Raw genomic sequence first — 24,536 nt, 5'->3', positions numbered from 1 at the left:
CCTGCGGATAACCGCAGGGGTCGGATTCTGTCTGGGGTCAGGAAGCGCTTAGCCGTTAACGTCCTGACCCGCCCTGGCTACCCGCCGGGGTCGCCTGGCTTGCCCCAGGTGTCGGTGACGCTGGGCTGCCGGCCGTCGTGTCGGGGCTGCCAGCAGTACCGGGCGCCTCTTGGGTGCCTGCCGAGGTGGGCGTGCCTTGGCTGCCAGCCGGCTGACCACCGGGCGCCGTCTCCGGGCTACCGGACGTGGCCGGCGCCTCGGGGCTGTTGGCCGGCGCCGGAGCTGCCGGCGCACCTGCCGCTCCCTGAGCTGGGGCTGCCGGGCTACCGGCCGCGCCGGGAGCAGGAGCTGCGGGTCCTGCAGGCGCTGCCGGGGTACCGGCGGCCCCGGGAGCCGTGGGGCTGACGGCCGGGGTGGTGGCGGCGCCGCCAGCGGCCGGCGGCGTTCCCTGGCTGCCGGCGGGGATCGGCGTCCCCTGGCTACCGGTGGCGGCGGGCGCGGCGGGGTTGCCGGCGGGAGTCGCCGTGCCAGGCGTCCCGGTCTGCGCAGGCGAGTTGGAGTTGCCGGCCGGAGACGAGGTCGCCCGTCCGCCGCCTGTTCGGCCTTGCGGCTGCGACGACTGCACCCACGATGCGAGCTGGTTGCCGCCGCCGTCCGTGTAAACGATCGAGTTCGGGTTGTCGCCGGTCACGTCGAAATAGATCTTGCCGCTGGTCTTTTGGCCCTGGGCAAGGCCGGCAGGGTTGACGCCCTGCGGAGTGGCGACCTGGTACAGGACGCGGTACGTCTGGCCGCTGGGCGACACCGCATTGAAGTTCGACACGATCGGCGTGGCCCCGCCCTGGATGGCCTCATCGGTGGCGGTGGCTTCCCACAGCGTGCCGTGCGGCTGATAGGGGATGGTGTCCGAGCTCTGCTTCAGATCGGTGACGGTCCAGCCTTGCACGTTGGTGCCGTTGACGATCTTCGCCTGGCTGCCCAAGCTCTGGCTGGTGGTAGCCGCACCCTCATCGGCCGAAGCGAACGATGCACCCGCGATGCCGATCGCACCAGCGGCGGCGGCAGCTGCTGCTGCCATTGCGGTTGTTCTGATCTTCAAGATGGCTCACTCCTTTTTCTTCTTCAATCGTCTTTCGGTGGCGGCTTCGCTGCGACGGATCGCTGCCAACACCGGCACATTATGCCGATTCTGTGGAGCCTAGATGTCGCGAGCGGTAATTAACACCCCTGTTCTACCACCCTCCCCACTGCATCGCATGACGCATGTATGCGGCTGCCGCATTTAACGGCAGGCGGCAGGTGTCATGAATGGGTGCTCCACCACATATATAGCTGCTCGAGCGTCGGCCCCTGCGGTTCGCCTTGGACGACGCTGACTACCTGTGCGTCGTCATTGGTCCACACCACCACCGGGTAGCCCTGTTGCATCGCGCAGAGCAGCATGCCGCTGACTTGATCCGGTGTGGCGTTTCGGTGCCACGGGCCCGGCGATTGTATTCGGCCCGGGCAATCGACCGGAGCGGAAGTCTTGACGATTCTGTCGAAGGCAGCCCGCGCCGTCGCCTTATCCGGAAATAGCGCGTAAGTCGCCGACGGCGGCCCGTCGGGATCGATATTTCTGCCGCATGACACCTTCGCGAACGCACCTTTTGGCGGAGTAATCGGTTTGCAGACGTCGGGCGGGTAGCCCGGCGGCAGCATGCCGAACAACCGAGCTTGGGACTCGGCGGGCGGCGGTGTGGAGATCGAGGGTGCTGGTGCAGCGGTGGGGCTGGACGTCGGCTCGTTGGTGGGCGACGGACCGGGTGAGGAGTTTGAGGGCAGCAGCAGCCAGATCAAGCCGCCGATGGCGATCACGGCCACCGCGGCCGCGACCAGGGGAAGCCGACGGTTCTGTTTGCGGGGCTTACGGGGTGCCGGTCGGCCCGGGGGGATTCCTATTGGGGGAGCACCGAATTGGCCAGGCCAGCTACTCCCAGTGGGAGTGAACGAGGGCGCAGAGCGTGGTGCTTCGCCGGGGGTGGGGGCCGCGTGGACTGGGCCCGTACCGCCGCCGCCACCCCATCCGGGACCGGCGGGCTGTGGCGGTGGTGTCGGGCGCGGCGGCGCCTCCGTGCTCGCCTGACGAACCGAGGGACCCGGCGGCGGAGGCGGAGTGGCCGGCGGCGGAGGTGGGGGAGGCGTCGGAAGCGGACGGGCTTCGAGGTCGGGGAGAGTGGCTTCCTCGCTGCGTTCGATGATGTCGCCCGCACGGTCCTGATCTCGGGCGCTGAGCGCCTCGAGTGCTGCCTGCGCCAGTTCGCCGGCGCTGGCATAACGGTCCTTGGGGTCTTTGGCCATCCCGCGAGAAATCACCTTGTCGAATGCACTTGGGATACCCGGGTGCAGTTGACTCGGGTGCGGAATGGGTTCCATCAAGTGCGCGGTAATCAGCATTCCCGCACTGTCGGCGCGATATGGCGGCGAGCCGGTCAAGCACTCGTGAAGCACGCAAGCCAACGCATAAACATCGACGCTGTGGGTCACTTCGGCATTTGTGAAACGCTCGGGCGCCGCGTATTTCCACGTGCCCACCGCGCTGCCCGCCTGGGTCAACCTCTCGTCGGTGGTGGCGCTTGCGATACCGAAATCGACCAGATACGCGAAATCGTCGCGGGTGACCAGAATATTTTCCGGCTTGATATCGCGGTGTATCACCCCGGCCGCATGCGCAGCATCCAATGCCGAAGCAGCCTGGCGCACAATTGCCACCGCGCGCGGTGGAGTCAATGCGCCGGACTCTTTCAATAACGTGGCCAAGTCGGTGCCCTGAATCAGCCGCATATCGAGATACAGCTGTCCGTCGATCTCGCCGTAGTCGTGGACAGGCACCACGTGTGGTTCCTGCAAGCGGCCCGCGGTTCGCGCTTCGCGTTGCAGTCGTTCCCGGAACACCGGATCCTGACACAGCGCCGGCGAGAGCACCTTGAGCGCGACGACGCGTTCTTTTACCGTGTCCTCGGCCTCGTAGACCTCGCCCATCCCGCCACGCCCGAGCAGGCGCGTGAGGCGATAGCGCCCAAATTGTGACCCCACGCGCGAACCCTGCGCGGTGTCGCTCATCGCCGACTCCTTAAGTCAACCCACGACCCCACCGGCAGCGGCGAGACGATCTTCCGGCAGACCCACCGACCGCGACGCCAGGGTGCGTCAGCTATGACGGTAATTCCTCGGCACTTTGGTCACACGGTTACCGTAGCAGCCGCCCCGAGGGGGCTACTCGGCTCTTAGTTAGCACGTCAAGTCGTCGCCAGTCAGGCAGATAAATTCTACGGGAGTCATTCAGCCGGGCTCACCTTGACGTCGGCTGACGGCTATGTCAACTCGTTACGACGTCGGCTGGGCTCGGGCTCCGGTTCCCCGTCACGGATCGGCGGGCGCCCGGAGTGCGGCCGGCGCATCCTGACGTCGGTCGGTTCTTCGAGCTGCCTGCTGCGCCACCGGTTCCGAATTTCCTGCGTCGCGTGCTTGATCCGGTCGATCTCGCTACGCACGTCTTCCGGCCGGGTTTCCTGACTGGCGACCTGGAAGTAGGTCAGCAGGCACCGCAATAACTCCAGCTTTTGCTTCTCCCGCTTGGCCAAATCGTGCGTCGTCATCAATTCGATCCGCTGCACCGGCGGCAGCGTGCTCCAATCGAGCACCACCTTGGTTTCGATCGGCTTGCGTCGCCGCGCCTTGAAATTGCTCCACCGGCCTTGCGGCGCGGGACTGTCGTAGTAGGTGACCGTTCCGGTGAAGCGCGAAGCAATAGCACCGCCGAGTTGATGACGATCCAGGGCGGAATCCCACACCGTGCGCCATTCCTGTCCGGGAGCCAACTCCGGCAGCTCCTCCGGCAGATGCAATTCGGTGATGTCGACCATGCCCTCGTAGGCGTTCTCGTACTCCGCAACGGTGGGCGGATTGTTGAATTGGAACCGGACGTCATAGGCCGTCCGCTGACCGAAGTTCCTGACGACCAGCTCCACCAGATGCCAGTCCGCGGCGTGCGGCTCCATGAACATGCTGACCTGCGGCCGATGGTCTTCGAAACTCAACTTGCGCATCCGGACCAGGTGGTAGCGCACGTAGACCAGCGCGACCAGAGCGACGACGACAATCACCCACAGCGCAAGGCCCAGCCAGGCGGTGGACCCGAAGTCGCTCAGGTCATGCCATCGGTCGCTAATCCACCCCACTGACTCCACCTTCCGCTGGCACTCGAATCGGCCCCCCACCGTGCTCGTAAGCGAGCATCATAATGATTCGGCCGATTAGCCCTAGTCGGGATCTGATACCGCGGGCGTCCTCATATACAAGGGTGGGGGCGATTTCGCTCGGTCGGAGCGGCTTAACTGGCTAGCGGATTGGTGGCGGCGTCATGCCCGCTTTCTGGAAGTCGTTGGCGCCGTTTACATTCGATCCAGCGACACCTCGGTCGCGACGACCGGCCTCGTCACGATGGTGGGCGAAGGGGGACTTGAACCCCCACGTCCCGAAGGACACTGGCACCTGAAGCCAGCGCGTCTGCCATTCCGCCACTCGCCCTAAACAACCGGTGGAGATTACCACTGTAATAGTTGGCTTCCCCAATCGCGCCAGTGCCCCGAACGGGCATGGTCCGATCGGCGTGAGCTGCTGAGATGCGATTCTCAGAGTTCTGAAGGTGCCGCTGAGCTGCGCTGGCCCGATACCATTTGGGAAGGACACGGGTGATGCGACGCGAGGGAGGTCGTCCGCCCTGCAGCGGCGAGGCAGGAAAACGAGTGAGGCAGCGCTTGACATGAGCAGCCAGAAGGGGCTAGTTCAACGCATCGAGCGCAAACTCGAAGCCTCCGTCGGCGATGCGTTTGCCCGCATGTTCGGCGGCTCGATCGTCCCGCAAGAGCTTGAGGCCATGCTGCGCCGGGAAGCGGCCGACGGTATTCGGCCGCTGCAGGGTAATCACCTTTTGGCTCCGAACGAATACATCATTACCCTCGGTATGCACGACTACCAGAAAGTGGGCACCGACCCGGCTCTCACTTCCAACGCTTTCGCTAAGCACTTGGCGGCATATATCGGCGAACAGGGGTGGCAAACGTATGGTGATGTGGTCGTCCGGTTCGAGCAGTCGTCGAACCTGCACACCGGGCAGTTCCGCGCCCGCGGCGCTGTCAACCCCGACGTGGAGCCCCACCCGACCGCCATTGATTTCGCCCCGCCACAATCAGATCATGCGTTCAGCGCAGAACCAGGAGTACCACCGATGACTGAGAATTCGAGCTATCGCGGCGGCCAGGGGCAGGGGCGGCCCGGTGATGACTACTACGACGAGCCCTACGGGCGAGGCCCCGACGAGCCCCGGGGCGGCCAGGATCCGCGGGGCCCGTATCCAGCGGAGTCTGGTGGTTATCCGGACCAGCACGGTTATCCGCCCAGGCAGCCGGACCAGAGCGGCTACCCCGAGCAGGGCGGCTACCCCGACCAAGGCGGTTATCCAGACCAGCGCGGCTACCAAGAGCATCGCGGCTACCCCGAGCAGGGCGGTTACCCGGACCAGCGCGGTTACCAGGACCAAGGCGGCTACCCCGATCAGCGGGGCTATCCGGAGCAGGGTGGCTACCCCGAGCAGGGCGGCTACCCGGAGCAGGGCGGTGGCTATCAGCCGTACGAGCAGCGCCCGGCCGGTGGCTACGGCGCCCAGGGTTATGACGCGGGCTATCGGCAAGGCGGCTACGGCGGCCCACCCGCCGGCCAGGGTTACGGCGATTACGGCGACTACGGGCGCGGGCCGGCTCGCCCCGACGAGGGCGGCTACGCGCAGCCCGACCAGCGCGCGCCGTATCCGGACCAGGGCGGTTACGACCAGGGCTACCAAGGCGCCCCGGGTTACGGGCGCCAGGACTACGGCCAACCCGATTACGGCCGCTACCCGGACGCCGGTCCGGCCGGTGGCGGCTACGCCCCGGCCGCCGGAGGTTACGCCGAGCCCGCGGGCCGCGACTACGACTACGGCCAGGCGGGCGCCGGCGGCTACGGCGCCTACGGCCAGGGTGCTTACGGGTCCACCGGCACCACCGTCACGTTGCAGCTTGACGACGGCAGCGGGCGGACCTACCAGCTGCGCGAGGGCGCCAACATTATCGGTCGCGGGCAGGACGCACAGTTCCGGCTGCCCGACACCGGGGTGTCGCGCCGGCACCTGGAAATCCGCTGGGACGGACAGGTCGCGCTACTTTCCGACCTCAACTCCACCAACGGCACCACCGTCAACAACGCGCCCGTGCAGGAATGGCAGCTTGCCGACGGCGACGTGATCCGGCTGGGCCACTCGGAGATCATCGTCCATATTCACTGAGCTCACAGCCGGGCCAAGCTAACCCCGCGTCAAGCGCTGTCCAAGTATCGTGACGTTGCTGATGTGCTCGGTGTCGCGGGCGGAGCGAGCGATGCCAGGACGGAGAGGACGCCAGATGCAGGGATTGGTACTGCAGCTGACGCGCGCCGGATTCTTGATGCTGCTATGGCTATTCATTTGGTCGGTGTTGCGAATCCTGCGGACTGACATCTACGCGCCGACCGGCGCGGTCATGGTGCGGCGGGGCTTGGCGTTGCGCGGCACCCTGTTGCCGTCGCGACAGCGGCGGACCACCGCGCGCTACCTGGTGGTGACAGAGGGCTCACTGGTGGGCGCGCGGATCACGTTGAGCGGCCAACCGGTGCTGATCGGCCGGGCCGACGATTCGACCTTGGTGCTCACCGATGACTACGCTTCGACGCGGCACGCGCGGCTATCCCAGCGAGGCTCGGAATGGTACGTCGAGGACTTAGGATCGACCAACGGTACTTACCTTGACAGGGCGAAAGTGACGACGGCGGTACGGGTTCCCATTGGCACGCCGGTTCGCATCGGCAAAACGGTAATCGAGTTGCGCCCGTGACCCTGGTCTTACGTTATGCGGCTCGCAGCGATGTCGGCCTGGTGCGCTCCAACAACGAAGACTCCGTCTATGCCGGCGCGCGGTTGTTGGCTCTGGCCGACGGCATGGGTGGTCACGCGGCCGGCGAAGTGGCCTCGCAGTTGGTGATCGCCGCGCTGGCTCACCTCGACGACGACGAGCCGGGCGGTGATCTGCTGGCCAAGCTCGACGCCGCGGTGCGCGCCGGCAACTCGGCCATCGCGGCCCAGGTCGAGATGGACCCCGACCTCGAGGGAATGGGCACCACTCTTACCGCAATCCTGTTCGCGGGCAACCGACTTGGATTGGTGCACATCGGCGACTCGCGTGGATACCTGCTGCGCGACGGCGAGTTGACGCAGATCACCAAGGACGACACCTTCGTCCAAACCCTGGTCGACGAGGGCCGCATCACCCGCGAAGAGGCGCACAGCCATCCGCAGCGTTCCCTGATCATGCGGGCACTGACCGGTCACGAGGTCGAGCCGACACTGACCATGCGCGAGGTGCACGCCGGCGACCGTTACCTGCTGTGCTCGGACGGACTGTCCGATCCGGTCAGCGACGAGACCATCCTCGAGGCGCTGAAGATTCCGGACGTGGTCGAGGCCGCCGACCGGCTGATCGAACTGGCGCTGCGCGGCGGGGGACCCGACAACGTGACGGTCGTGGTCGCCGACGTCGTTGACGACAACTACGGGCCGACCCAGCCGATCATCGCCGGCGCGGTATCGGGTGACTTCGATGATCAGGACCAACTCACCCGGCCCAACACTGCCGCCGGGCGGGCATCGGCCATCAATCCCCGCAAGAGCGTCGTCAAACGTGTTCTGCCGCAAATAGATACGTTTCCGCGCCCGCGGCGGTCGCGGCGGCGGATGGCGATCGGCGCCGCGCTGGTGGTGCTGCTGATCCTGTCCGGGCTGGCGGTCGGACGCACGGTGATCCGCAGCAACTATTACGTCGCCGCCTACAACGGCAACGTGTCGATCATGCGCGGCATCCAGGGTTCGATCCTGGGCTTTCCGCTGCACGAGCCATATCTGGTGGGCTGTCTCAATGGCCGAAACGAACTGTCGCAGATCAGCTACGGCCAGTCCAAGGGCACGCTGAACTGCCAGCCCATGAAACTGTCCGACCTGCGCCCGTCCGAACGCGCACAGGTCGCAGCCGGGTTGCCCGCCGGCACGCTCGAGGACGCCATCGCGCAACTTCATCAATTGTCCGCCGGCTCCTTGCTGCCGCCGTGTCCGCCGCCAAGGGCTACCTCGCCGCCCTCGACTGCGCCAAAGAACCCGTCGCCCACCAGCCGCACACCCGAACCGGGCGCACCGCCGAGCAGCACGGCGGGTCCCGAAGAACCCGCGCAAGGTCCGTCGCCCACGACGACCGCGCCCACAGTGACTGCACTTCCCCCGCCACCGCCCGAGCCAGGAACCGATTGCCGGGCGGCGGCATGACCCGCGCCGGCGACGACGAGGCGACGCGCGCATTGAGCACGGCGCCGCAGCCGCCAGTCGCAGTAACTCCTCCGCTTCCGACTCGGCGCAACTCCGAGCTGCTGTTGCTGTGCTTCGCCACCGTGATCACTGCGGCGGCGTTGACGATCGTCCAGGCCAACCAGGACCGCGGGTTGCGTTGGGATTTGGTGACTTACGCCGCCGCATTCCTGGCGGTCTTCGTCGGCGCACACCTGGCTATCCGGCGGTTCGCCCCCTACGCGGATCCGCTCCTGCTCCCGGTGGTGGCCCTGCTCAACGGCCTGGGTCTGGTGATGATCCACCGGCTCGACCTCGCCAGCCCCGGCCACCACAGCGGCCCCAGCGCCAACCAGCAGATGCTGTGGACGGTGGTGGGGGTGGCCGCGTTCGCGTTGGTGGTGAGCTCGCTGAAGGATCACCGGCAGCTGGCCCGCTATGGCTACATCAGCGGGCTGGCCGGCCTGGTGTTGTTGGCGATTCCCGCGATGTTGCCGGCGTCGTTCTCCGAACAGAACGGCGCCAAAATCTGGATTCGGTTGCCGGGCTTTTCGATTCAGCCCGCCGAGTTCTCCAAGATCCTGCTGCTCATCTTTTTTTCAGCCGTGCTGGTGGCCAAACGGGGGCTGTTCACCAGCGCCGGCAAGCACGTCCTGGGCATGGACCTGCCCCGCCCCCGTGACCTCGCGCCCTTGCTGGCGGCCTGGGTCATCTCCGTCGGGGTGATGGTCTTCGAAAAGGACTTGGGCACTTCGCTATTGCTGTACGCGTCGTTTTTGGTCGTGGTTTATCTCGCCACGCAGCGGTTCAGTTGGGTCGTCATCGGGCTGGCGTTGTTCGCGCTGGGAAGCGTCGCGGCCTACTACGTTTTCGACCACGTGCGGGTGCGGGTCCAGACGTGGCTGGACCCGTTCGCCGACCCGGACGGCAACGGCTACCAGATGGTGCAGTCGTTGTTCAGCTTCGCCACCGGCGGCATCTTCGGGACCGGGCTGGGCAACGGACAACCCGATACCGTGCCCGCCGCGTCCACCGATTTCATCGTCGCCGCATTCGGCGAAGAGCTCGGATTAGTCGGTCTGGCAGGCATTCTCATGCTGTACACGATCGTGATCATTCGCGGGATGCGCACCGCGATCGCGGTGCGTGACAGCTTCGGCAAGCTGCTGGCCGCGGGCCTGTCCTCGACGCTGGCCATCCAGTTGTTCATCGTGGTCGGCGGCGTCACCAAGCTGATTCCGCTGACCGGTCTGACCACGCCGTGGATGTCGTACGGCGGCTCGTCGCTTTTGGCCAACTATGTGCTGCTGGCCATTGTGGTGCGCATCTCGCACGCCGCACGACGCCCGTTCCGGGCCCGGCCGCGCAACACGTCGCCGATCGCGGCGGCCAGCACCGAGGTGATCGAGCGGGTATGAACACCTCCCTGCGCCGGATCTCGCTGACCGTGATGGCGCTGATCGTCTTGCTGCTGTTCAACGCCACCCTCACCCAGGTGTTCACCGCGGACGGGCTGCGCTCCGACCCTCGTAACCAGCGGGTTCTGCTCGACGAGTACTCGCGCCAACGCGGTCAGATCACCGCCGGCGGGCAACTGCTGGCCTATTCGGTGGCCACTGACAACCGCTTTCGCTTCCTGCGGGTCTATCCCGACCCGGCGGTGTACGCGCCGGTGACCGGCTTCTATTCGCTGCGCTATTCCAGCACCGGGCTCGAGCGCGCCGCAGACCCGCTGCTCAACGGCTCCGACCAGCGGCTGTTCGGCCGTCGCCTGGCCGACTTCTTCACCGGCCGCGATCCCCGCGGCGGCAACGTCGACACCACCATCAACCCCCGCGTCCAGCAGGCCGGCTGGGACGCGCTCCAGCAAGGCTGCGGTGGTCCGTGCAAGGGCGCGGTGGTCGCGCTGGAGCCGTCCACCGGCAAGATCCTGGCGCTGGTGTCGTCGCCGTCCTATGACCCCAATCTGCTGGCCTCGCACAACGCCGAGGAACAGTCGCAGGCCTGGCAGCGGTTGCGCGACGACCCCGCCTCCCCGCTGACCAACCGGGCGATCGCCGAAACCTACCCTCCTGGTTCGACTTTCAAGGTCATCACCACCGCCGCCGCGCTGCAGTCCGGCGCCACTGAGGACGAGCAGTTGACCGCGGCACCGAAGATTCCGCTGCCCGACAGCAGCGCCACGCTCGAGAATTACGGCGGCACGTCCTGCGGCCAGGAGCCGACGGTGTCCTTGCGCGAAGCCTTTGCCCACTCATGCAACACCGCATTCGTTCAGCTCGGCATGCTCACCGGCGCCGACGCCCTGCGCAGTACCGCGCAGTCGTTCGGCCTCGACGCCGCGCCGGACCCCATTCCGCTGCAGGTCGCCGAGTCCACCCTCGGCCCCCTCCCCGACGCCGCCGCGTTGGGCATGTCGAGCATCGGGCAGAAGGATGTCGCACTGACCCCGTTGGAGAACGCGCTGGTGGCCGCGACCATCGCCAACGCCGGGGTCACCATGCGGCCCTACCTCGTCGATAGCCTCAAGGGGCCGGACCTGGCCAACATCAGCAGGGCCACCCCGCACGAACAGCGCCGTGCGGTGTCACCGCAGGTCGCGGCTAAGCTAACAGAGTTGATGGTCGGCGCCGAGCAAGTCACACAGCAGAAAGGGGCGATCCCCGGCGTGCAGATCGCATCCAAGACCGGTACCGCAGAGCACGGCACCGACCCGCGCAACACTCCACCGCACGCGTGGTACATCGCCTTCGCGCCCGCGCAGACCCCGAAGGTGGCGGTTGCGGTGCTGGTGGAGGATGGCGCTGACCGGCTGTCCGCGACCGGCGGCGCGTTGGCCGCGCCGATCGGGCGGGCGGTGATCGAGGCCGCGCTGCAGGGAGGACCATGAGCCCGCGAGTAGGTGTGACGCTGTCTGGCCGGTATCGCCTGCAGCGCCTCATCGCCACCGGCGGCATGGGCCAGGTGTGGGAGGCGGTGGACAGCCGGCTGGGTCGCCGCGTCGCGGTCAAGGTACTCAAGAGCGAGTTCTCCTCCGACCCCGAATTCATCGAGCGGTTCCGCGCCGAGGCACGCACCACCGCGATGCTCAACCACCCCGGGATCGCCAGCGTCCACGACTACGGCGAAACCCAGATGAACGGCGAGGGCCGCACCGCCTACCTGGTGATGGAGCTGGTCAACGGCGAGCCGCTCAACTCCGTCCTCAAGCGCATGGGCAAGCTGTCGCTGCGCCACGCGCTGGACCTGCTCGAGCAGACCGGTCGGGCCCTGCAGGTCGCGCACGCCGCGGGGCTGGTGCACCGCGACGTCAAGCCGGGCAACATCCTGATCACCCCGACCGGTCAGGTGAAGATCACCGACTTCGGTATCGCCAAGGCCGTCGACGCGGCACCGGTCACCCAGACCGGCATGGTGATGGGCACCGCCCAATACATCGCCCCCGAGCAGGCGCTGGGCCACGACGCCACGCCGGCCAGTGACGTTTACTCGCTGGGAGTTGTTGGCTACGAATGTGTTTCGGGCCGTCGACCCTTCACCGGTGACGGCGCGCTGACGGTGGCGATGAAGCACATCAAGGAGCCGCCGCCGCCGCTGCCCAGTGAGCTGCCGCCCAACGTGCGCGAACTCATCGAGATCACGCTGGTCAAAAATCCCGGCATGCGCTACCGCAGCGGTGGACCGTTCGCCGACGCCGTCGCCGCCGTCCGCGCCGGCCGCCGGCCGCCGCGACCCAACCAGGCGGCGACGCCCGGGCGAGCCACCCCCGCCTCCATCCCGTCCGGCGCCAAGGCAAGGGCCGTCGCCAACCCCAGCGGCCGGACCCCGGCGGCGCGCCGATCACGGCCGACGACGGGCGGGCACCGGCCACCGCCGCCGCGGCGCACGTTCTCGTCGGGCCAGCGTGCCCTGCTGTGGGCGGCCGGTGTGCTGGGCGCGCTGGCGATCATCATCGCGGTGCTCATCGTCATCAACTCTCGCGACGAGAACACACAGCCTCAGCCGTCGGCGCCGACGGTCACCGATACCGGGACACCGAGCAAGTCGCCGAGTAACGCGGGCTCGTCGACTGTACAGCCGTCTAATTGGACGGATCGCGGGGTAACCGGTAATTCTGGACACCGAAACGGGCAGCCGGTGGCTGTCGCGTTGACGTACGCGTCGCTGGACCGACACGAGATACGGTAATGACCACCCCGCAACACCTGTCCGACCGCTACGAGCTGGGCGAAATCCTCGGCTTTGGCGGCATGTCCGAGGTTCACCTCGCCCGCGACGTCCGGTTGCACCGCGACGTCGCGGTCAAGGTGTTGCGCGCGGATTTGGCCCGCGACCCGAGCTTCTATCTGCGATTCCGGCGCGAGGCGCAAAACGCGGCCGCGCTGAACCACCCGGCGATCGTCGCGGTGTACGACACCGGCGAGGCGGAGACGGACGCCGGGCCGTTGCCGTACATCGTGATGGAGTACGTCAACGGGGTCACGCTGCGCGACATCGTGCACACCGACGGCCCGATGCCGCCGAAGCGGGCCATCGAGGTGATCGCCGACGCCTGCCAGGCGCTGAACTTCTCTCACCAGCACGGCATCATCCACCGCGACGTCAAGCCGGCCAACATCATGATCAGCAACAACAACGCGGTCAAGGTGATGGACTTCGGCATCGCCCGGGCGATCGCCGACAGCGGCGGCAACCGCGTCACCCAGACCGCGGCGGTGATCGGCACGGCGCAGTACCTGTCGCCCGAACAGGCCCGCGGCGAGCCGGTGGACGCCCGCTCCGACGTCTACTCGCTGGGTTGTGTGCTCTACGAAATCCTTTGCGGCGAGCCACCTTTCGTTGGCGACTCGCCGGTCGCGGTGGCCTATCAGCATGTCCGCGAAGACCCCGTCCCGCCGTCGCAGCGACACGAGGGCATTCCTCCGGAGCTCGACGCCGTGGTGCTCAAGGCGCTGGCCAAGAACCCGGACAACCGCTACCAGACCGCCGCCGAGATGCGCGCCGACCTGATTCGGGTGCACAACGGCGAGCAGCCCGAAGCGCCCAAGGTGCTCACCGATGCCGAGCGCACGTCGATGCTGGCGTCGCATCCCACCGTGCCGGTGGGGCCGCAGACCGACCCGCTGCCGCGCCAGCAACTCGACTTCGCCAGGGACCGCAATGCCGGTTCGGTGGGCCGCTGGCTGATCGCGGTGGCGGTGCTGGCCGTGCTGACCGTGATCGTGACGATCGTGATCAACACGTTCGGCGGCAACATGCGCAAGGTGCAGGTGCCCGATGTGCGGGGGCAGGCATCCGCCGATGCGATCGCGACGCTGCAGAACCGCGGCTTCAAGACCCGCACACAGCAAAAGCCCGATTCGACCGTCCCGCCCGACCATGTCATCGGCACCGATCCGGGCGCCAACTCGTCGGTGGGTGCCGGCGACGAGATCACCCTCAACGTCTCCACCGGACCGGAGCAGCGTGAGGTGCCCGACGTGTCGTCGCTGAGCTACGCGTCGGCGGTGAAGAAGTTGAAGGCCGCCGGATTCGGGCGGTTCAAGCAAGTCAATTCGCCGTCGACCCCCGACATGAAGGACCGGGTCATCGGGACCAACCCGCCGGCCAACCAGACGTCGGCGATCACCAACGAAATCACCGTGATCGTCGGGTCGGGTCCGGCGACCAAACAGGTTCCCGCCGTCGCCGGGCAGACCGTCGAGCTCGCCCAAAAGAACCTCACGGTCTACGGCTTCACCAAGTTCACCGAGGCCGCCGTCGACAGCTCCCGCCCGGCCGGCGAGGTGGTCGGCACCAATCCGCCCGCCGACGCCACCGTCCCGGTGGACTCGGTGATCGAGCTACAGGTATCCAAGGGCAACCAGTTCACGATGCCCGACTTGTCCGGCATGTTCTGGACCGACGCCGAACCGCAGCTGCGGGCGCTGGGTTGGACGGGCGTGCTGGTCAAGGGCGCCGACGTCGACGCCGGCGGTGACAAGCACAACCGGATCGTCTACCAGAGCCCGGCGGCAGGGCAAGGCGTCAACAAGGACGGCCCGATCACGCTGAAGTTCGGTCAGTAGGCGCCACCGCGGCAGTGCTTTTCACGACCTCGTTCTCCAGCCGGCGCACCAGCGCGTCGTCGCGGGGGTGTCCGCAGTAGGCCAGCCAGTTGGCCAGCATCCGATGACCGCCCTCGGTGAGGATCGACTCGGGGTGGAACTGCACCCCGTGGATGGGCAGCTCGGTATGCCGGACGCCCATGATCACGCCGCTGCGAGTACGGGCAGTCACCTCGAGTTCGGCCGGCAGGGTCTCCGGCAGGATGGTCAGCGAGTGATAGCGGGTTGCCGTGAATGGATCCGGAAGGCCTTGCAGCACACCGACATTCGTGTGAAAAACGCTGCTGGTCTTGCCGTGCAACAACTCCGGGGCGCGGTCCACGGTGGCGCCGAACGCCACGCCGATGGCCTGGTGCCCCAGGCACACGCCCAGCAGCGGGGTGCGCGCCGCCGCGCAGGCATGCACCAGGCCGATCGAGGCGCCGGCGCGCTCGGGTGTACCCGGTCCCGGGCTGAGCAGCACGCCGTCGAACTCGGCGGCTACCGCGGCGGGGTCGGACAGCCGGGGATCGTCGTTGCGCCACACCTGCGCCTCGACACCGAGCTGCCCGAGGTACTGCACCAGGTTGAAGACGAAGCTGTCGTAGTTGTCGACGACCAGGATCCGCATCGCAACAGGCTACCCCTGGCTCAGTAGCTGACCGGGCCGGCGGGCTTGGCGACGTGCATCCGGACCGGCTCGGTGTACCCGGCGATGCGCACGTCGGGCATGACCTGTTCGCTGTAACCGAGTCCGAAGCGCACCACGTACTGCTTGTAGAGCGTCACCAGGGGAGCGGCGGCCAACGCGGCCTGCATGGCGCCGGGATCGCCGACGGCGGTGATCGTGTACGGCGGACTGTACGTACGTCCGTTGAGCAGCAAGGTGTTTCCGACGCAGCGCGGCGCCGAGGTGGCGATGATGCGCTGGTCTTGCACCTGGATCGCCTCCGCGCCGGCGCTCCACAACGCGTTGAGGACGGCCTGGATGTCTTGCTGATGCACGACGAGATCGTCGGGGGAGGCGTCGCGGGGGAATCGGCCGTTGGCGTCGCGCTGCGCGTCGGTGAGCGTCACCACCAGGCCGGGTCCGTGCATCGGGTCCAGGCCGGCGTCGCCGGCCAACTCCGCGGACCGTCGCTGCATCGCCGCCAGCGCGGCATCCGCCGACCGGCCGTGGGTGGAGTCGATCGCGGCGGCCAGGCGATCCTGCTCGCTGGACAGCCCGTCGACATTGGACTGCGCCTCACGCACCAAGTCGACCAGCCGCGGTGCGTCGCTGCGACGGATTTCACCGCCTCGCGACACCCCGTGCGTCGCGCCCAGCAGCAGCCCGGCCAGCAGGCAAACCAGGGGGACGCCGACGCGCCACAGCGCGCGGGCGCTCATGGCACGGCGCGTCGTGGGTTTGGCCATCGGCTCCCCGTTCGCTGGTGTTCGGGTGGGTTAGTCTCGTAGCCGAACAATGCTTGCAGCTTTATCGTTGCATCCGCTCGACTGTCCTGAGGTACCGATGCCCAAGTCCAAGGTCCGCAAGAAGAACGACTTCGCCGCGAGTCCGGTAAGCCGGACGCCGGTCAAGGTCAAGGCCGGGCCGTCCAGCGTCTGGTTCGTCGCATTGTTCGTCGGGTTGATGCTGATCGGGTTGATCTGGCTGATGGTGTTTCAGCTGGCCGCTACCGGACCCAACGCGCCGTCGGTGCTGGACTGGATGGCCGAACTGGGACCGTGGAACTACGCGGTGGCGTTTGCTTTCATGATCACCGGTCTGTTGCTCACCATGCGGTGGCGGTAGCAGTCTTCGGTACCGTAATGAATTCATTTGGGGCACGCATCGTTACTGTGCTGGCAACCCACCGTTTACTCAATCACACGCGTGTGATTCATCCCCATTGTTGATAGCGCTTGTGGATAACTCCATCGCCAAAGGTAGGACGGTCTAGGACGCCCGTGCAGCAAACCGAATGGGCACCGTCGACATCCGGAATCGCAGGTTGTGGCGTCGTCGGCGTCGCGATGGCTATCGCGTGTGTGACTCTGGTCACAGACGCCCCCGGCCGGATCCTCATCGGTATTGCCGCGGTGGGGTTGATCTTGTTTGCAAGCGTTTCGTGGCGCGCACGGCCGAAGCTGGCAATCACTCCTGAGGGGCTGCTAGTCCGCGGGTGGTTGCGAACGCAGCTTTTGCGGCGACCCGACATCAAGATCATCCGCATCACCGAATTCCGGCGGATTGGACGCAAGACTCGGCTGCTGGAGATCGAGACCGGCGACGACCGGCTGCTGATTTTCTCGCGCTGGGACCTCGGCACCAACCCGTTGGAGGTGCTCGACGCGCTCACCGAGGCCGGGTACGCGCTGCCGGGTTAGGAGATGGTGATCGATTCGATCACGACCGGTTCCGTGGGCCGGTCGCTGTGGTCGGTCGGGGTGGCGGCGATCGCGTCGACGACCTTCTGCGAATCCGGGTCGACGACCTCGCCGAAGATGGTGTGCCGCCGGTTCAGGTGGGGCGTCTTGCCGACCGTGATGAAGAACTGAGAGCCGTTGGTGCCCGGCCCGGCGTTGGCCATTGCCAGCAGGTAGGGCTTGTCGAACTGCAACTCGGGGTGGAACTCGTCGGCGAACTTGTAGCCCGGGCCGCCGCGGCCGGTGCCCGTCGGGTCGCCGCCCTGGATCATGAACCCGCTGATCACCCGGTGGAAGATCGCGCCGTCGTAAAACGGGCCGGAGGTGCCGCCGGAGGCGTTCTCGGTCGAATAGTCCTTGGTGCCCTGCGCCAGTCCCACGAAGTTGGCGACGGTCTTGGGAGCGTGATTGCCGAACAGTGCGATCTTGATGTCGCCGCGGTTGGTGTGCAGTGTGGCAGTGGCAGTCTGAATTGGGCTGGTAGTCACGGCATCACAGTCTGCCATCACCGCTGCGGCCACCCGCCGGCCGGTGCCGGTAGCCGCGCATCGGACCCGCAGACACGGCAATGATGGCAGGCTGGAGCTTTACCGACGGTCGGCAGAAAGGCGGCAGATGAGCGCGACGACGAAGACCCGGTTGACCCCGCGGCAGCGACTGACCCGAGGGCTGGCCTACACGGCGGTGGGTCCGGTGGACGTCGCGCGCGGCGTCGTGGGCCTGGGTGCGCACTCCGCGCAGGCGGGTGCGTCGAACCTGCGTCGCCGCTACCAGGAGGGCCGGCTCGCGCGGGACCTGCAGAGCGCCCAAGAGACCATCACGGCGGAACTGGCCGCGGCGCAAGAGGTGGTTGCCGGCCTGCCGGAAGCGCTTCAGCAGGCGCGCCGGGCCCAGCGCCGCAGCAAGCGTCCGTGGGTGATTGCCGGGATTGCGGCGGCGGCGTTGGTCGGCGGGGCGGTCGCGTTCTCGATCATCCGCCGCTCGTCGCGCCCCGAGCCGTCGCCGCGGCCGCCAAGTGTCGATGTCCAGCCACGCCCGTAACGGCTATCCATATCCGCGATTGAGAAGGTGCCGCGCGGCGGCGTTCATCGCTTCCGGGCCCGCGACCGTGAAGCCGAACGCGTTGGCCAACCGGTTCGGTTGCCATCGAAAGCCCGCATCTCGGAGCCAGCGCGCTGCGAGCGACTGACCGCGCGTCCCCAACTTGGTGGGACATTACAAATTAGGGTTGTGCCCACGCGGTCGGATCGCTGGCCTCACTTGTCGTCGCGAAAGTTCGCTCCAGGTCCTCCAGCATCTGATAGCGTCCCGATCGACCGGGAGGTATAGCGTGCGGCTGAAGGCAATCGCTGCAGCGGCGGCGCTCGTGGGCGGACTCACTCTCAACGGCACCGCCACCGCGTATGCAATACCGGAATATTCGGATTGCAGCAATATGACTGCGACTACGGCAGCTTATTTCGGCATAACCTGCGTGCCGCCGGATGCTCAGGTCAACGTGAACGACAACGACCGCGACTACCACCCCTGCAACTCAGCCGACCCGCCCGGCTGGTGCGCCGGCTGGCATCCTTGCGAAAGACCGGACCCCAACGAACGCCCGAGATGGTGTCCTGCAGGCTGACCACACGCATACCTCGATCCAACCGTGCAAGCCGGGATGTCCTTGTTCGCGCTGACATCCAAAACGCAATGTCGATGTGTGGAGCCTAGGGGATTCGAACCCCTGACTTCTGCCTTGCAAAGGCAGCGCTCTACCAACTGAGCTAAGGCCCCTCGCCGCGGTCCGCGGTTTGGTCAGCGGCCACGTGCCAGACCTCGACTCCCCGCCGCGACCGGACCACCGCCGCCGCGACGGCGAGCGCGGCGAGCGGCAACAGCAATCTCACGGAGCGTCTGGGCGAGCACATGGTTGTGGGCCTAGGAGGACTCGAACCTCCGACCTCTTCGTTATCAGCGAAGCGCTCTAACCGCCTGAGCTATAGGCCCGCACGCGGACGACCGAGCGACGAGATTACCGCACCCGACCGCTCGGCTGCTAATCCCGATCCGCCAGCGTCACTTCGACGCCACCGATCAGGTCGGTGGTCAGGTTATAGACGAACGCGCCGATCGTGGCCATTGCAGTGAGCAGGACGATGTTCAGCAGACCGATCAACACCGCGCCGCCGAAGATCGTGCCGCTGGAGACGAGCTCGGTGCTGCCGCTGGTGTTGTTCAGCAGATCGCCGACGTTGCTGTTGAGCTTGCTCCACACGCCCATGCCGCCGAGGACCAGATACAAGAATGCGACGGCGATCATCCAGACGAAGAACAGCGCGACCGATAACACCAGAGACACCTTCAGGGTGCTCCACGGGTCGATCCGTCGGATCTGCATGCTGGCCCGCACCGGGCCCCGGGATCGGCCGACGTGGATGCGGCTGGTCGGGCGGCCCGCCGTCGATGTCGACGACGCCTCGGGCCCGCGCTCGGGCATCGGTTTGCGCGGTGCCGGCCGCGGCGCAACGCCGGACAGGTCGGGCAGCTCGCTGGCGTAGGCCTCGCCGTGCCGACTTTCGCCGCGGGCGGGCGGGGCGTCGGCCTCGTGGGTTTTCGCGTGACCGCCCTGCGGCGTCGCGCTCGCGCCGGGGGCGGCGGTGCCCGAGATGAACCGGGTCAGCCGCGCTTCGACGCCGGGGGAGTGGCCTGAGGACCGGGCTTCGTGCTGGCCGGGCGCCTCCGACGGCGGGCGATGCGGCGGCTGCGACGGCCGGGCGCCGCCGCGCTGCCAGGGCGGCGGCCCGCCCGCCTCAGATCCGGCATCGGAACCCCGGCCTGCGGTGGGGCGCGTTTCGGACCGGTGCGCGCCCCCATGGTCCAGCGAGCCGTTCCCGTTGGGGCTGTCGCCCAGTCCGGGATATCCCGGCTCGTTCGGTGACGTCACCACGGGCTCCTTACCTGTGCGTCCGGCCGCGCCCGGCGGCCGGCGGTAGCTCATGCGCCGGGTTCGGTGCCCGACTCGCCGTCGGCTACGGCGGCTTCTTCGGCATTACGTGCAATGGCTAACAGTGTGTCGCCCTCACCCAAGTTCATCAACCGCACGCCCTTGGTTTGCCGTCCGGCCTTGCGGACTTGCCGCGCCGCGGTGCGGATCACCCCGCCGCCGGAGGTGATGGCGTACACCTCGCTGTCATCGTCGACGATCAACGCCCCAACCAGCCTGCCACGGCGGGAGTCGTATTGGATCGTCAGGATGCCTTTGCCGCCGCGGCCCTGGGCGGTGTACTCCTCGATCGCGGTGCGCTTGGCATACCCGCCCGACGTCGCGACCAGCAGGTATGTGCCTTCTCGGACCACGTTCAGCGACAGCAGGTAGTCGTCGGCGTTGAACCGCATGCCCTGTACGCCGGAGGTCGCCCGGCCCATGGGCCGCAGCGCCTCGTCGGTCGCCGAGAACCGGATGGACTGGCCGTTGGCCGACACCAACAGCAGGTCGTCGTCGGACGAGCACAGCACCGCGCCCACCAGCTCGTCGCCGTCGCGCAGGTTGATCGCGACGATCCCGCCTGAGCGGTTGGAGTCGAAATCGGTCAGCTTGGTCTTCTTGACCAGGCCGTTGCGCGTGGCCAGCACCAAGTACGGGGCGTCCTCGTAGCTGCGGATCTGGATGACCTGTGCGATGCGCTCCTCCGGCTGGAACGCCAGCAGGTTGGCCACATGCTGGCCGCGCGCCGTCCGCGATGCCTCGGGCAGGTCGTAGGCCTTGGCCCGGTACACCCGGCCCTGGGTGGTGAAGAACAGGATCCAGTCGTGCGTCGAGCAGACGAAGAAGTGCGCGACGATGTCGTCCTGCTTGAGGCCCGCGCCCTGCACACCTTTGCCGCCGCGTTTTTGGCTGCGGTACAGGTCGGTCTTGGTGCGTTTGGCGTAACCGGTCTCGGTGATGGTGACGACGACGTCCTCGCGGGCGATCAGATCTTCGTCGCTGACGTCGCCGTCGGCGGCCACGATGCGGGTGCGACGGTCGTCGCCGTGCTTGTCGACGATCTCTTTGAGCTCGTCGCGCACGATGCCGCGCTGGCGCTCCGGTTTCGCCAAAATGTCTTCCAGGTCGGCGATTTCGGCTTCGATCTTGGCGAGGTCGTCGATGATGCGCTGGCGCTCCAATGCCGCCAGGCGGCGCAGCTGCATGTCGAGGATGGCCTGCGCCTGGATCTCGTCGATGTCGAGCAGCTCGATCAAGCCCTGGCGCGCGATGTCGACGGTTTCCGACGCCCGAATCAGCGCGATCACTTCGTCGAGCGCGTCGAGCGCCTTGACCAGACCCCGCAGAATGTGGGCCCGCTCGTTGGCTTTTCGCAGCCGGTAGGTGGTGCGCCGCACGATCACGTCGAGTTGGTGGTCGACGTAGTGGCGGATCAGCTGGTCGAGTCGCAGGGTGCGCGGCACCCCGTCGACGATGGCCAGCATGTTGGCGCCGAAGCTGGTCTGCAGCTGGGTGTGCTTGTAGAGGTTGTTCAGCACCACCTTGGCGACGGCGTCGCGCTTGAGCTCGATGACGATGCGCAGACCGACCCGGTCGCTGGACTGGTCTTCGATGTTGGCGATGCCGGCCAGCTTGCCGTCGCGGACTTGCTCGGCGATCGAGGTGATGAAGTTGTCGTGGTTGACCTGATACGGCAACTCGGTGATCACCAGCGACGTGCGGCCGCGCGAATCTTCTTCTATCTCAGCGACTCCGCGCATCCGGATGGAGCCGCGGCCGGTGGCATACGCATCAGCGATGCCTTGTGAGCCGACGATCAATCCGGACGTGGGGAAGTCGGGACCCTTGACCTTTTTGGTGACCGCCTTGAGCGTCGCCTCTTCGTCGGCGTCGAAGTTCTCCAGGCACCAGAACACCGCTTCGGCGAGTTCTCGCAAGTTGTGCGGCGGGATGTTGGTGGCCATGCCGACCGCGATGCCGCCCGACCCGTTGGCCAACAGGTTGGGGAACCGGCTGGGCAGTACCGTCGGCTCCTGCACCCGGCCGTCGTAGTTGGGGATGAAATCGACTGTCTCCTCGTCGATTTCGCGCAGCATCTCCATCGCCAACGGAGTGAGCCGTGCTTCGGTGTACCTCATCGCGGCTGGCGGGTCGTTGCCGGGTGAGCCGAAGTTGCCCTGGCCGTCGACCAGCGGGTAGCGCAGCGACCACGGCTGGGCCATCCGCACCAGCGTGTCGTAGATCGACGCGTCGCCGTGCGGGTGATAGTTGCCCATCGTTTCGGCAACGGAGCGCGCCGATTTCGCGTGGCTGCGGTCCGGGCGGAACCCGGAGTCGAACATCGCGTAGAGCACCCGGCGGTGCACCGGCTTGAGGCCGTCGCGAACTTCGGGCAGCGCCCGCCCGACGATCACGCTCATCGCATAGTCGATGTAGCTGCGCTGCATCTCCTGCTGAATGTCGACCGGTTCGACGCGATCGGCGGCGTCACCGCCCGGCGGCAGCGTGGTGTCTGTCATGAATTCCCTTAAACGTCTAGGAAGCGAACGTCTTTGGCATTACGGGTGATAAAGCTGCGGCGGGCGTCGACGTCCTCGCCCATCAGGATCGAGAACAGTTCGTCGGCGGCGGCAGCGTCGTCGAGGGTCACCTGGCGCAGCACCCGCACCGACGGGTCCATCGTGGTTTCCCACAGCTCCTTGGCGTCCATCTCGCCGAGGCCCTTGTAACGCTGGATGCCGTCGTCCTTGTTGATCTTCTTGCCCGCCTTCTGCCCGGCCTCGAGCAGGCCGTCGCGTTCGCGGTCGGAGTAGGCGAATTCCGGGTCGCTGCGCTGCCACTTGAGCTTGTACAGCGGCGGCTGCGCCAAGAACACGTGCCCGTTTTCGATCAGCGGCCGCATGAACCGGAACAGCAGCGTCAGCAGCAGCGTGGAGATGTGCTGGCCGTCGACGTCGGCGTCGGCCATCAGCACGATCTTGTGGTAGCGCAGCTTGGAGATGTCGAACTCGTCGTGGATGCCGGTGCCCAGCGCGGTGATGATCGCCTGGACTTCGGTGTTCTTCAGCACCCGGTCGATGCGGGCCTTTTCCACGTTGATGATCTTGCCGCGCAGCGGCAGGATCGCCTGGAACATCGAGTCGCGGCCGCTTTTGGCCGAGCCGCCAGCCGAATCACCTTCCACCACATACAGTTCCGACTTGCGCGGGTCGGTGGAGCGGCAGTCGGCCAGCTTCCCGGGCAGCCCACCCAAATCGGTTGCGCTCTTGCGGCGCACCAGTTCTCGGGCCTTGCGGGCAGCGATGCGGGCCTGCGCCGACGATACTGCCTTGTTGACGACGGTCTTCGCATCACTGGGATTGGCCTCGAACCAATGCGTGAGCTGTTCGTTGCAGACCTTCTGCACAAACGACTTGACCTCGGTGTTGCCCAGCTTGGTTTTGGTCTGACCCTCGAACTGCGGCTCGCTGACCTTCACCGAGATGACCGCGGCCAAGCCCTCGCGAATGTCGTCACCGGTCAGGTTGGGGTCCTTGTCCTTGAGCAACTTGCGGTCCTTGGCGTACTTGTTGACCACCGAGGTCAACGCTGCCCGGAAACCCTCTTCGTGAGTGCCGCCCTCATGGGTGTTGATCGTGTTGGCAAACGTGTGCACCGACTCGGAATAGCCTGCGTTCCACTGCATTGCGATCTCAACCTCATGGCCCGGTCCCTTGCCGGAGAAGTCGACGATGCTGGAGTGGATCGGGTTCTTGGTGCGATTGATGTGCTTGACGAAGTCGACCAGGCCGCCCGGATAGTGGAACGTGCGGTGCTTGACCTTTTGTGTACTGCGCTCTTCGGCTTCCTCACGCGCCGACTTCGGCGCTTCGGCAGTGTCACTGACGACCTCGTCGACCACTTCCTCGGCGGCGACGCGCTCGTCGGTCAGCTCGATGGTCAGACCTTTGTTGAGGAAGGCCATTTCCTGCAGCCGGCGGGCCACCGTCTCGAAGTCGTATTCGGTGGTCTCGAAGATGTCCGGGTCGGCCCAGAATCGCACCGTCGTGCCGGTCTTCTTGGTCTTCTCGCCCTGCTTGAGGGTGCCGGGCACGGAGTGGTCGTAGTACTGCGACCACTCGTAGCCGTCGCGGGCGATCTCCACCTCGAGCCGGGTGGACAACGCGTTGACCACCGACACACCGACCCCGTGCAAGCCGCCGGAGACCGCGTACGCGCCGTCGTCGCCACCGAACTTGCCGCCGGCGTGCAGCTGGGTCATCACCACGTCGACGGTGGGAATGCCGGTGGCGTGCATGGCGACCGGAATGCCGCGGCCGTCGTCGGTGACTTCCACACCGCCGTCGGCGAGGATCTTGACGTCGACCTTGGTGGCGAACCCGGCCATCGCCTCGTCCACCGCGTTGTCGACGACCTCCCAGATCAGGTGATGCAGACCACGTTCTCCGGTGGAGCCGATGTACATGCCGGGCCGCTTGCGGACGGCCTCCAACCCTTCAAGAACTTGGATGTCCCCGGCGTCGTACGAGTTGCGGGCCTTCTTCTGGGCAGCCACGGTCGGAATGCTCTCCTTGGGGTTGCGGGGCGCAGTCCAGTCACCGCGCGCTAGTTCGCTGCCAGTCTACCGGCAACA

At 66.7% G+C, this 24,536-nt stretch carries 19 protein-coding genes and 3 tRNA genes; 10 read left to right on the top strand and 12 right to left on the bottom strand.

Going from position 1 to position 24,536, the window contains the following annotated elements; genetic code table 11:
- Positions 1 to 55: 55 nt before the first annotated feature.
- From AWC14_RS02970 to AWC14_RS02955, 4 genes are all read right to left on the bottom strand, one after another.
- The gene (locus AWC14_RS02970; protein ID WP_428838934.1) at positions 56 to 1,099 is read right to left on the bottom strand and encodes an MPT63 family protein; all 1,044 of its coding nucleotides are present in this window, start codon (positions 1,097 to 1,099) and stop codon (positions 56 to 58) included.
- Between the two features lie 203 nt (positions 1,100 to 1,302).
- Positions 1,303 to 3,102: a serine/threonine-protein kinase gene (locus AWC14_RS02965; protein WP_045379964.1), complete on the bottom strand. Its 1,800-nt coding sequence runs from the start codon at positions 3,100 to 3,102 to the stop codon at positions 1,303 to 1,305.
- A gap of 251 nt (positions 3,103 to 3,353) precedes the next feature.
- Complete coding sequence (locus tag AWC14_RS02960) at positions 3,354 to 4,220, bottom strand: hypothetical protein (protein ID WP_249026299.1); 867 nt, start codon at positions 4,218 to 4,220, stop codon at positions 3,354 to 3,356.
- Between the two features lie 263 nt (positions 4,221 to 4,483).
- Positions 4,484 to 4,569, bottom strand: a tRNA-Leu gene (locus AWC14_RS02955).
- Positions 4,570 to 4,804: 235 nt separating this feature from the next.
- On the opposite strand from AWC14_RS02955, the gene AWC14_RS02950 reads away from it, so the two are divergent.
- The 7 genes from AWC14_RS02950 (at position 4,805) to pknB (ending at position 14,508) form a co-directional block, all read left to right on the top strand.
- Complete coding sequence (locus tag AWC14_RS02950; protein WP_057003367.1) at positions 4,805 to 6,361, top strand: FhaA domain-containing protein; 1,557 nt, start codon at positions 4,805 to 4,807, stop codon at positions 6,359 to 6,361.
- A gap of 115 nt (positions 6,362 to 6,476) precedes the next feature.
- Positions 6,477 to 6,944, top strand: coding sequence for an FHA domain-containing protein FhaB/FipA (locus tag AWC14_RS02945; protein ID WP_045379966.1), 468 nt, complete (start codon positions 6,477 to 6,479; stop codon positions 6,942 to 6,944).
- Positions 6,941 to 8,422, top strand: a complete 1,482-nt coding sequence (locus tag AWC14_RS02940) for a PP2C family protein-serine/threonine phosphatase (protein ID WP_045379969.1) — start codon at positions 6,941 to 6,943, stop codon at positions 8,420 to 8,422. Before AWC14_RS02945 ends, AWC14_RS02940 begins: the two co-directional genes overlap by 4 nt.
- Positions 8,419 to 9,858 (top strand): FtsW/RodA/SpoVE family cell cycle protein, encoded by a 1,440-nt coding sequence (locus tag AWC14_RS02935; protein ID WP_428838933.1) that lies wholly within the window; start codon positions 8,419 to 8,421, stop codon positions 9,856 to 9,858. The genes AWC14_RS02940 and AWC14_RS02935 overlap by 4 nt, the downstream gene beginning before the upstream one ends.
- Complete coding sequence (pbpA, locus tag AWC14_RS02930; protein ID WP_045379972.1) at positions 9,855 to 11,330, top strand: D,D-transpeptidase PbpA; 1,476 nt, start codon at positions 9,855 to 9,857, stop codon at positions 11,328 to 11,330. The genes AWC14_RS02935 and pbpA overlap by 4 nt, the downstream gene beginning before the upstream one ends.
- Positions 11,327 to 12,628, top strand: coding sequence for a serine/threonine-protein kinase (locus AWC14_RS02925; protein ID WP_045379975.1), 1,302 nt, complete (start codon positions 11,327 to 11,329; stop codon positions 12,626 to 12,628). Before pbpA ends, AWC14_RS02925 begins: the two co-directional genes overlap by 4 nt.
- On the top strand, positions 12,628 to 14,508 hold the full coding sequence (gene pknB / locus AWC14_RS02920; RefSeq protein ID WP_045379978.1) for a Stk1 family PASTA domain-containing Ser/Thr kinase: 1,881 nt from the start codon (positions 12,628 to 12,630) through the stop codon (positions 14,506 to 14,508). The genes AWC14_RS02925 and pknB overlap by 1 nt, the downstream gene beginning before the upstream one ends.
- On the opposite strand, the gene AWC14_RS02915 is transcribed toward pknB, so the two are convergent.
- Both AWC14_RS02915 and AWC14_RS02910 read right to left on the bottom strand, forming a co-directional pair.
- Positions 14,486 to 15,157 (bottom strand): aminodeoxychorismate/anthranilate synthase component II, encoded by a 672-nt coding sequence (locus AWC14_RS02915; RefSeq protein ID WP_057003368.1) that lies wholly within the window; start codon positions 15,155 to 15,157, stop codon positions 14,486 to 14,488. The two genes, pknB and AWC14_RS02915, sit on opposite strands and share 23 nt — an antisense overlap.
- Positions 15,158 to 15,177: 20 nt before the next feature.
- A complete protein-coding gene (locus AWC14_RS02910; RefSeq protein WP_211282288.1) occupies positions 15,178 to 15,915 on the bottom strand; it encodes a DUF881 domain-containing protein in 738 nt (245 codons plus the stop codon).
- Between the two features lie 124 nt (positions 15,916 to 16,039).
- Between AWC14_RS02910 and crgA the strand changes: the two genes are divergently transcribed.
- Positions 16,040 to 16,321, top strand: a complete 282-nt coding sequence (gene crgA, locus AWC14_RS02905; protein ID WP_045384686.1) for a cell division protein CrgA — start codon at positions 16,040 to 16,042, stop codon at positions 16,319 to 16,321.
- A 155-nt stretch (positions 16,322 to 16,476) separates the two neighbouring features.
- Entirely contained in the window at positions 16,477 to 16,896 is a 420-nt protein-coding gene (locus AWC14_RS02900) for a PH domain-containing protein (RefSeq protein ID WP_045384688.1), read from the top strand.
- On the opposite strand, the gene AWC14_RS02895 is transcribed toward AWC14_RS02900, so the two are convergent.
- Positions 16,893 to 17,441, bottom strand: a complete 549-nt coding sequence (locus AWC14_RS02895) for a peptidylprolyl isomerase (RefSeq protein ID WP_045384712.1) — start codon at positions 17,439 to 17,441, stop codon at positions 16,893 to 16,895. The genes AWC14_RS02900 and AWC14_RS02895 overlap by 4 nt on opposite strands.
- Before the next feature lie 109 nt (positions 17,442 to 17,550).
- Between AWC14_RS02895 and cwsA the strand changes: the two genes are divergently transcribed.
- The gene (gene cwsA / locus AWC14_RS02890) at positions 17,551 to 17,976 is read left to right on the top strand and encodes a cell wall synthesis protein CwsA (protein WP_045384689.1); all 426 of its coding nucleotides are present in this window, start codon (positions 17,551 to 17,553) and stop codon (positions 17,974 to 17,976) included.
- Between the two features lie 662 nt (positions 17,977 to 18,638).
- On the opposite strand, the gene AWC14_RS02885 is transcribed toward cwsA, so the two are convergent.
- The 5 genes from AWC14_RS02885 to gyrB form a co-directional block, all read right to left on the bottom strand.
- A tRNA-Ala gene (locus tag AWC14_RS02885) sits at positions 18,639 to 18,711 on the bottom strand.
- Positions 18,712 to 18,850: 139 nt separating this feature from the next.
- Positions 18,851 to 18,924: transfer RNA gene (locus AWC14_RS02880), tRNA-Ile, on the bottom strand.
- 49 nt (positions 18,925 to 18,973) lie between these two features.
- On the bottom strand, positions 18,974 to 19,861 hold the full coding sequence (locus tag AWC14_RS02875; RefSeq protein ID WP_045384714.1) for a DUF3566 domain-containing protein: 888 nt from the start codon (positions 19,859 to 19,861) through the stop codon (positions 18,974 to 18,976).
- 50 nt (positions 19,862 to 19,911) lie between these two features.
- Entirely contained in the window at positions 19,912 to 22,422 is a 2,511-nt protein-coding gene (gyrA, locus tag AWC14_RS02870) for a DNA gyrase subunit A (RefSeq protein WP_045384690.1), read from the bottom strand.
- A gap of 8 nt (positions 22,423 to 22,430) precedes the next feature.
- On the bottom strand, positions 22,431 to 24,458 hold the full coding sequence (gene gyrB, locus AWC14_RS02865) for a DNA topoisomerase (ATP-hydrolyzing) subunit B (protein ID WP_045384691.1): 2,028 nt from the start codon (positions 24,456 to 24,458) through the stop codon (positions 22,431 to 22,433).
- Positions 24,459 to 24,536: the final 78 nt, after the last annotated feature.

It is taken from the genome of Mycobacterium kyorinense, assembly GCF_002101735.1.
Classification (GTDB): Bacteria; Actinomycetota; Actinomycetes; order Mycobacteriales; family Mycobacteriaceae; genus Mycobacterium; species Mycobacterium kyorinense.
This window is presented reverse-complemented; position numbering and strand designations above follow the sequence as displayed.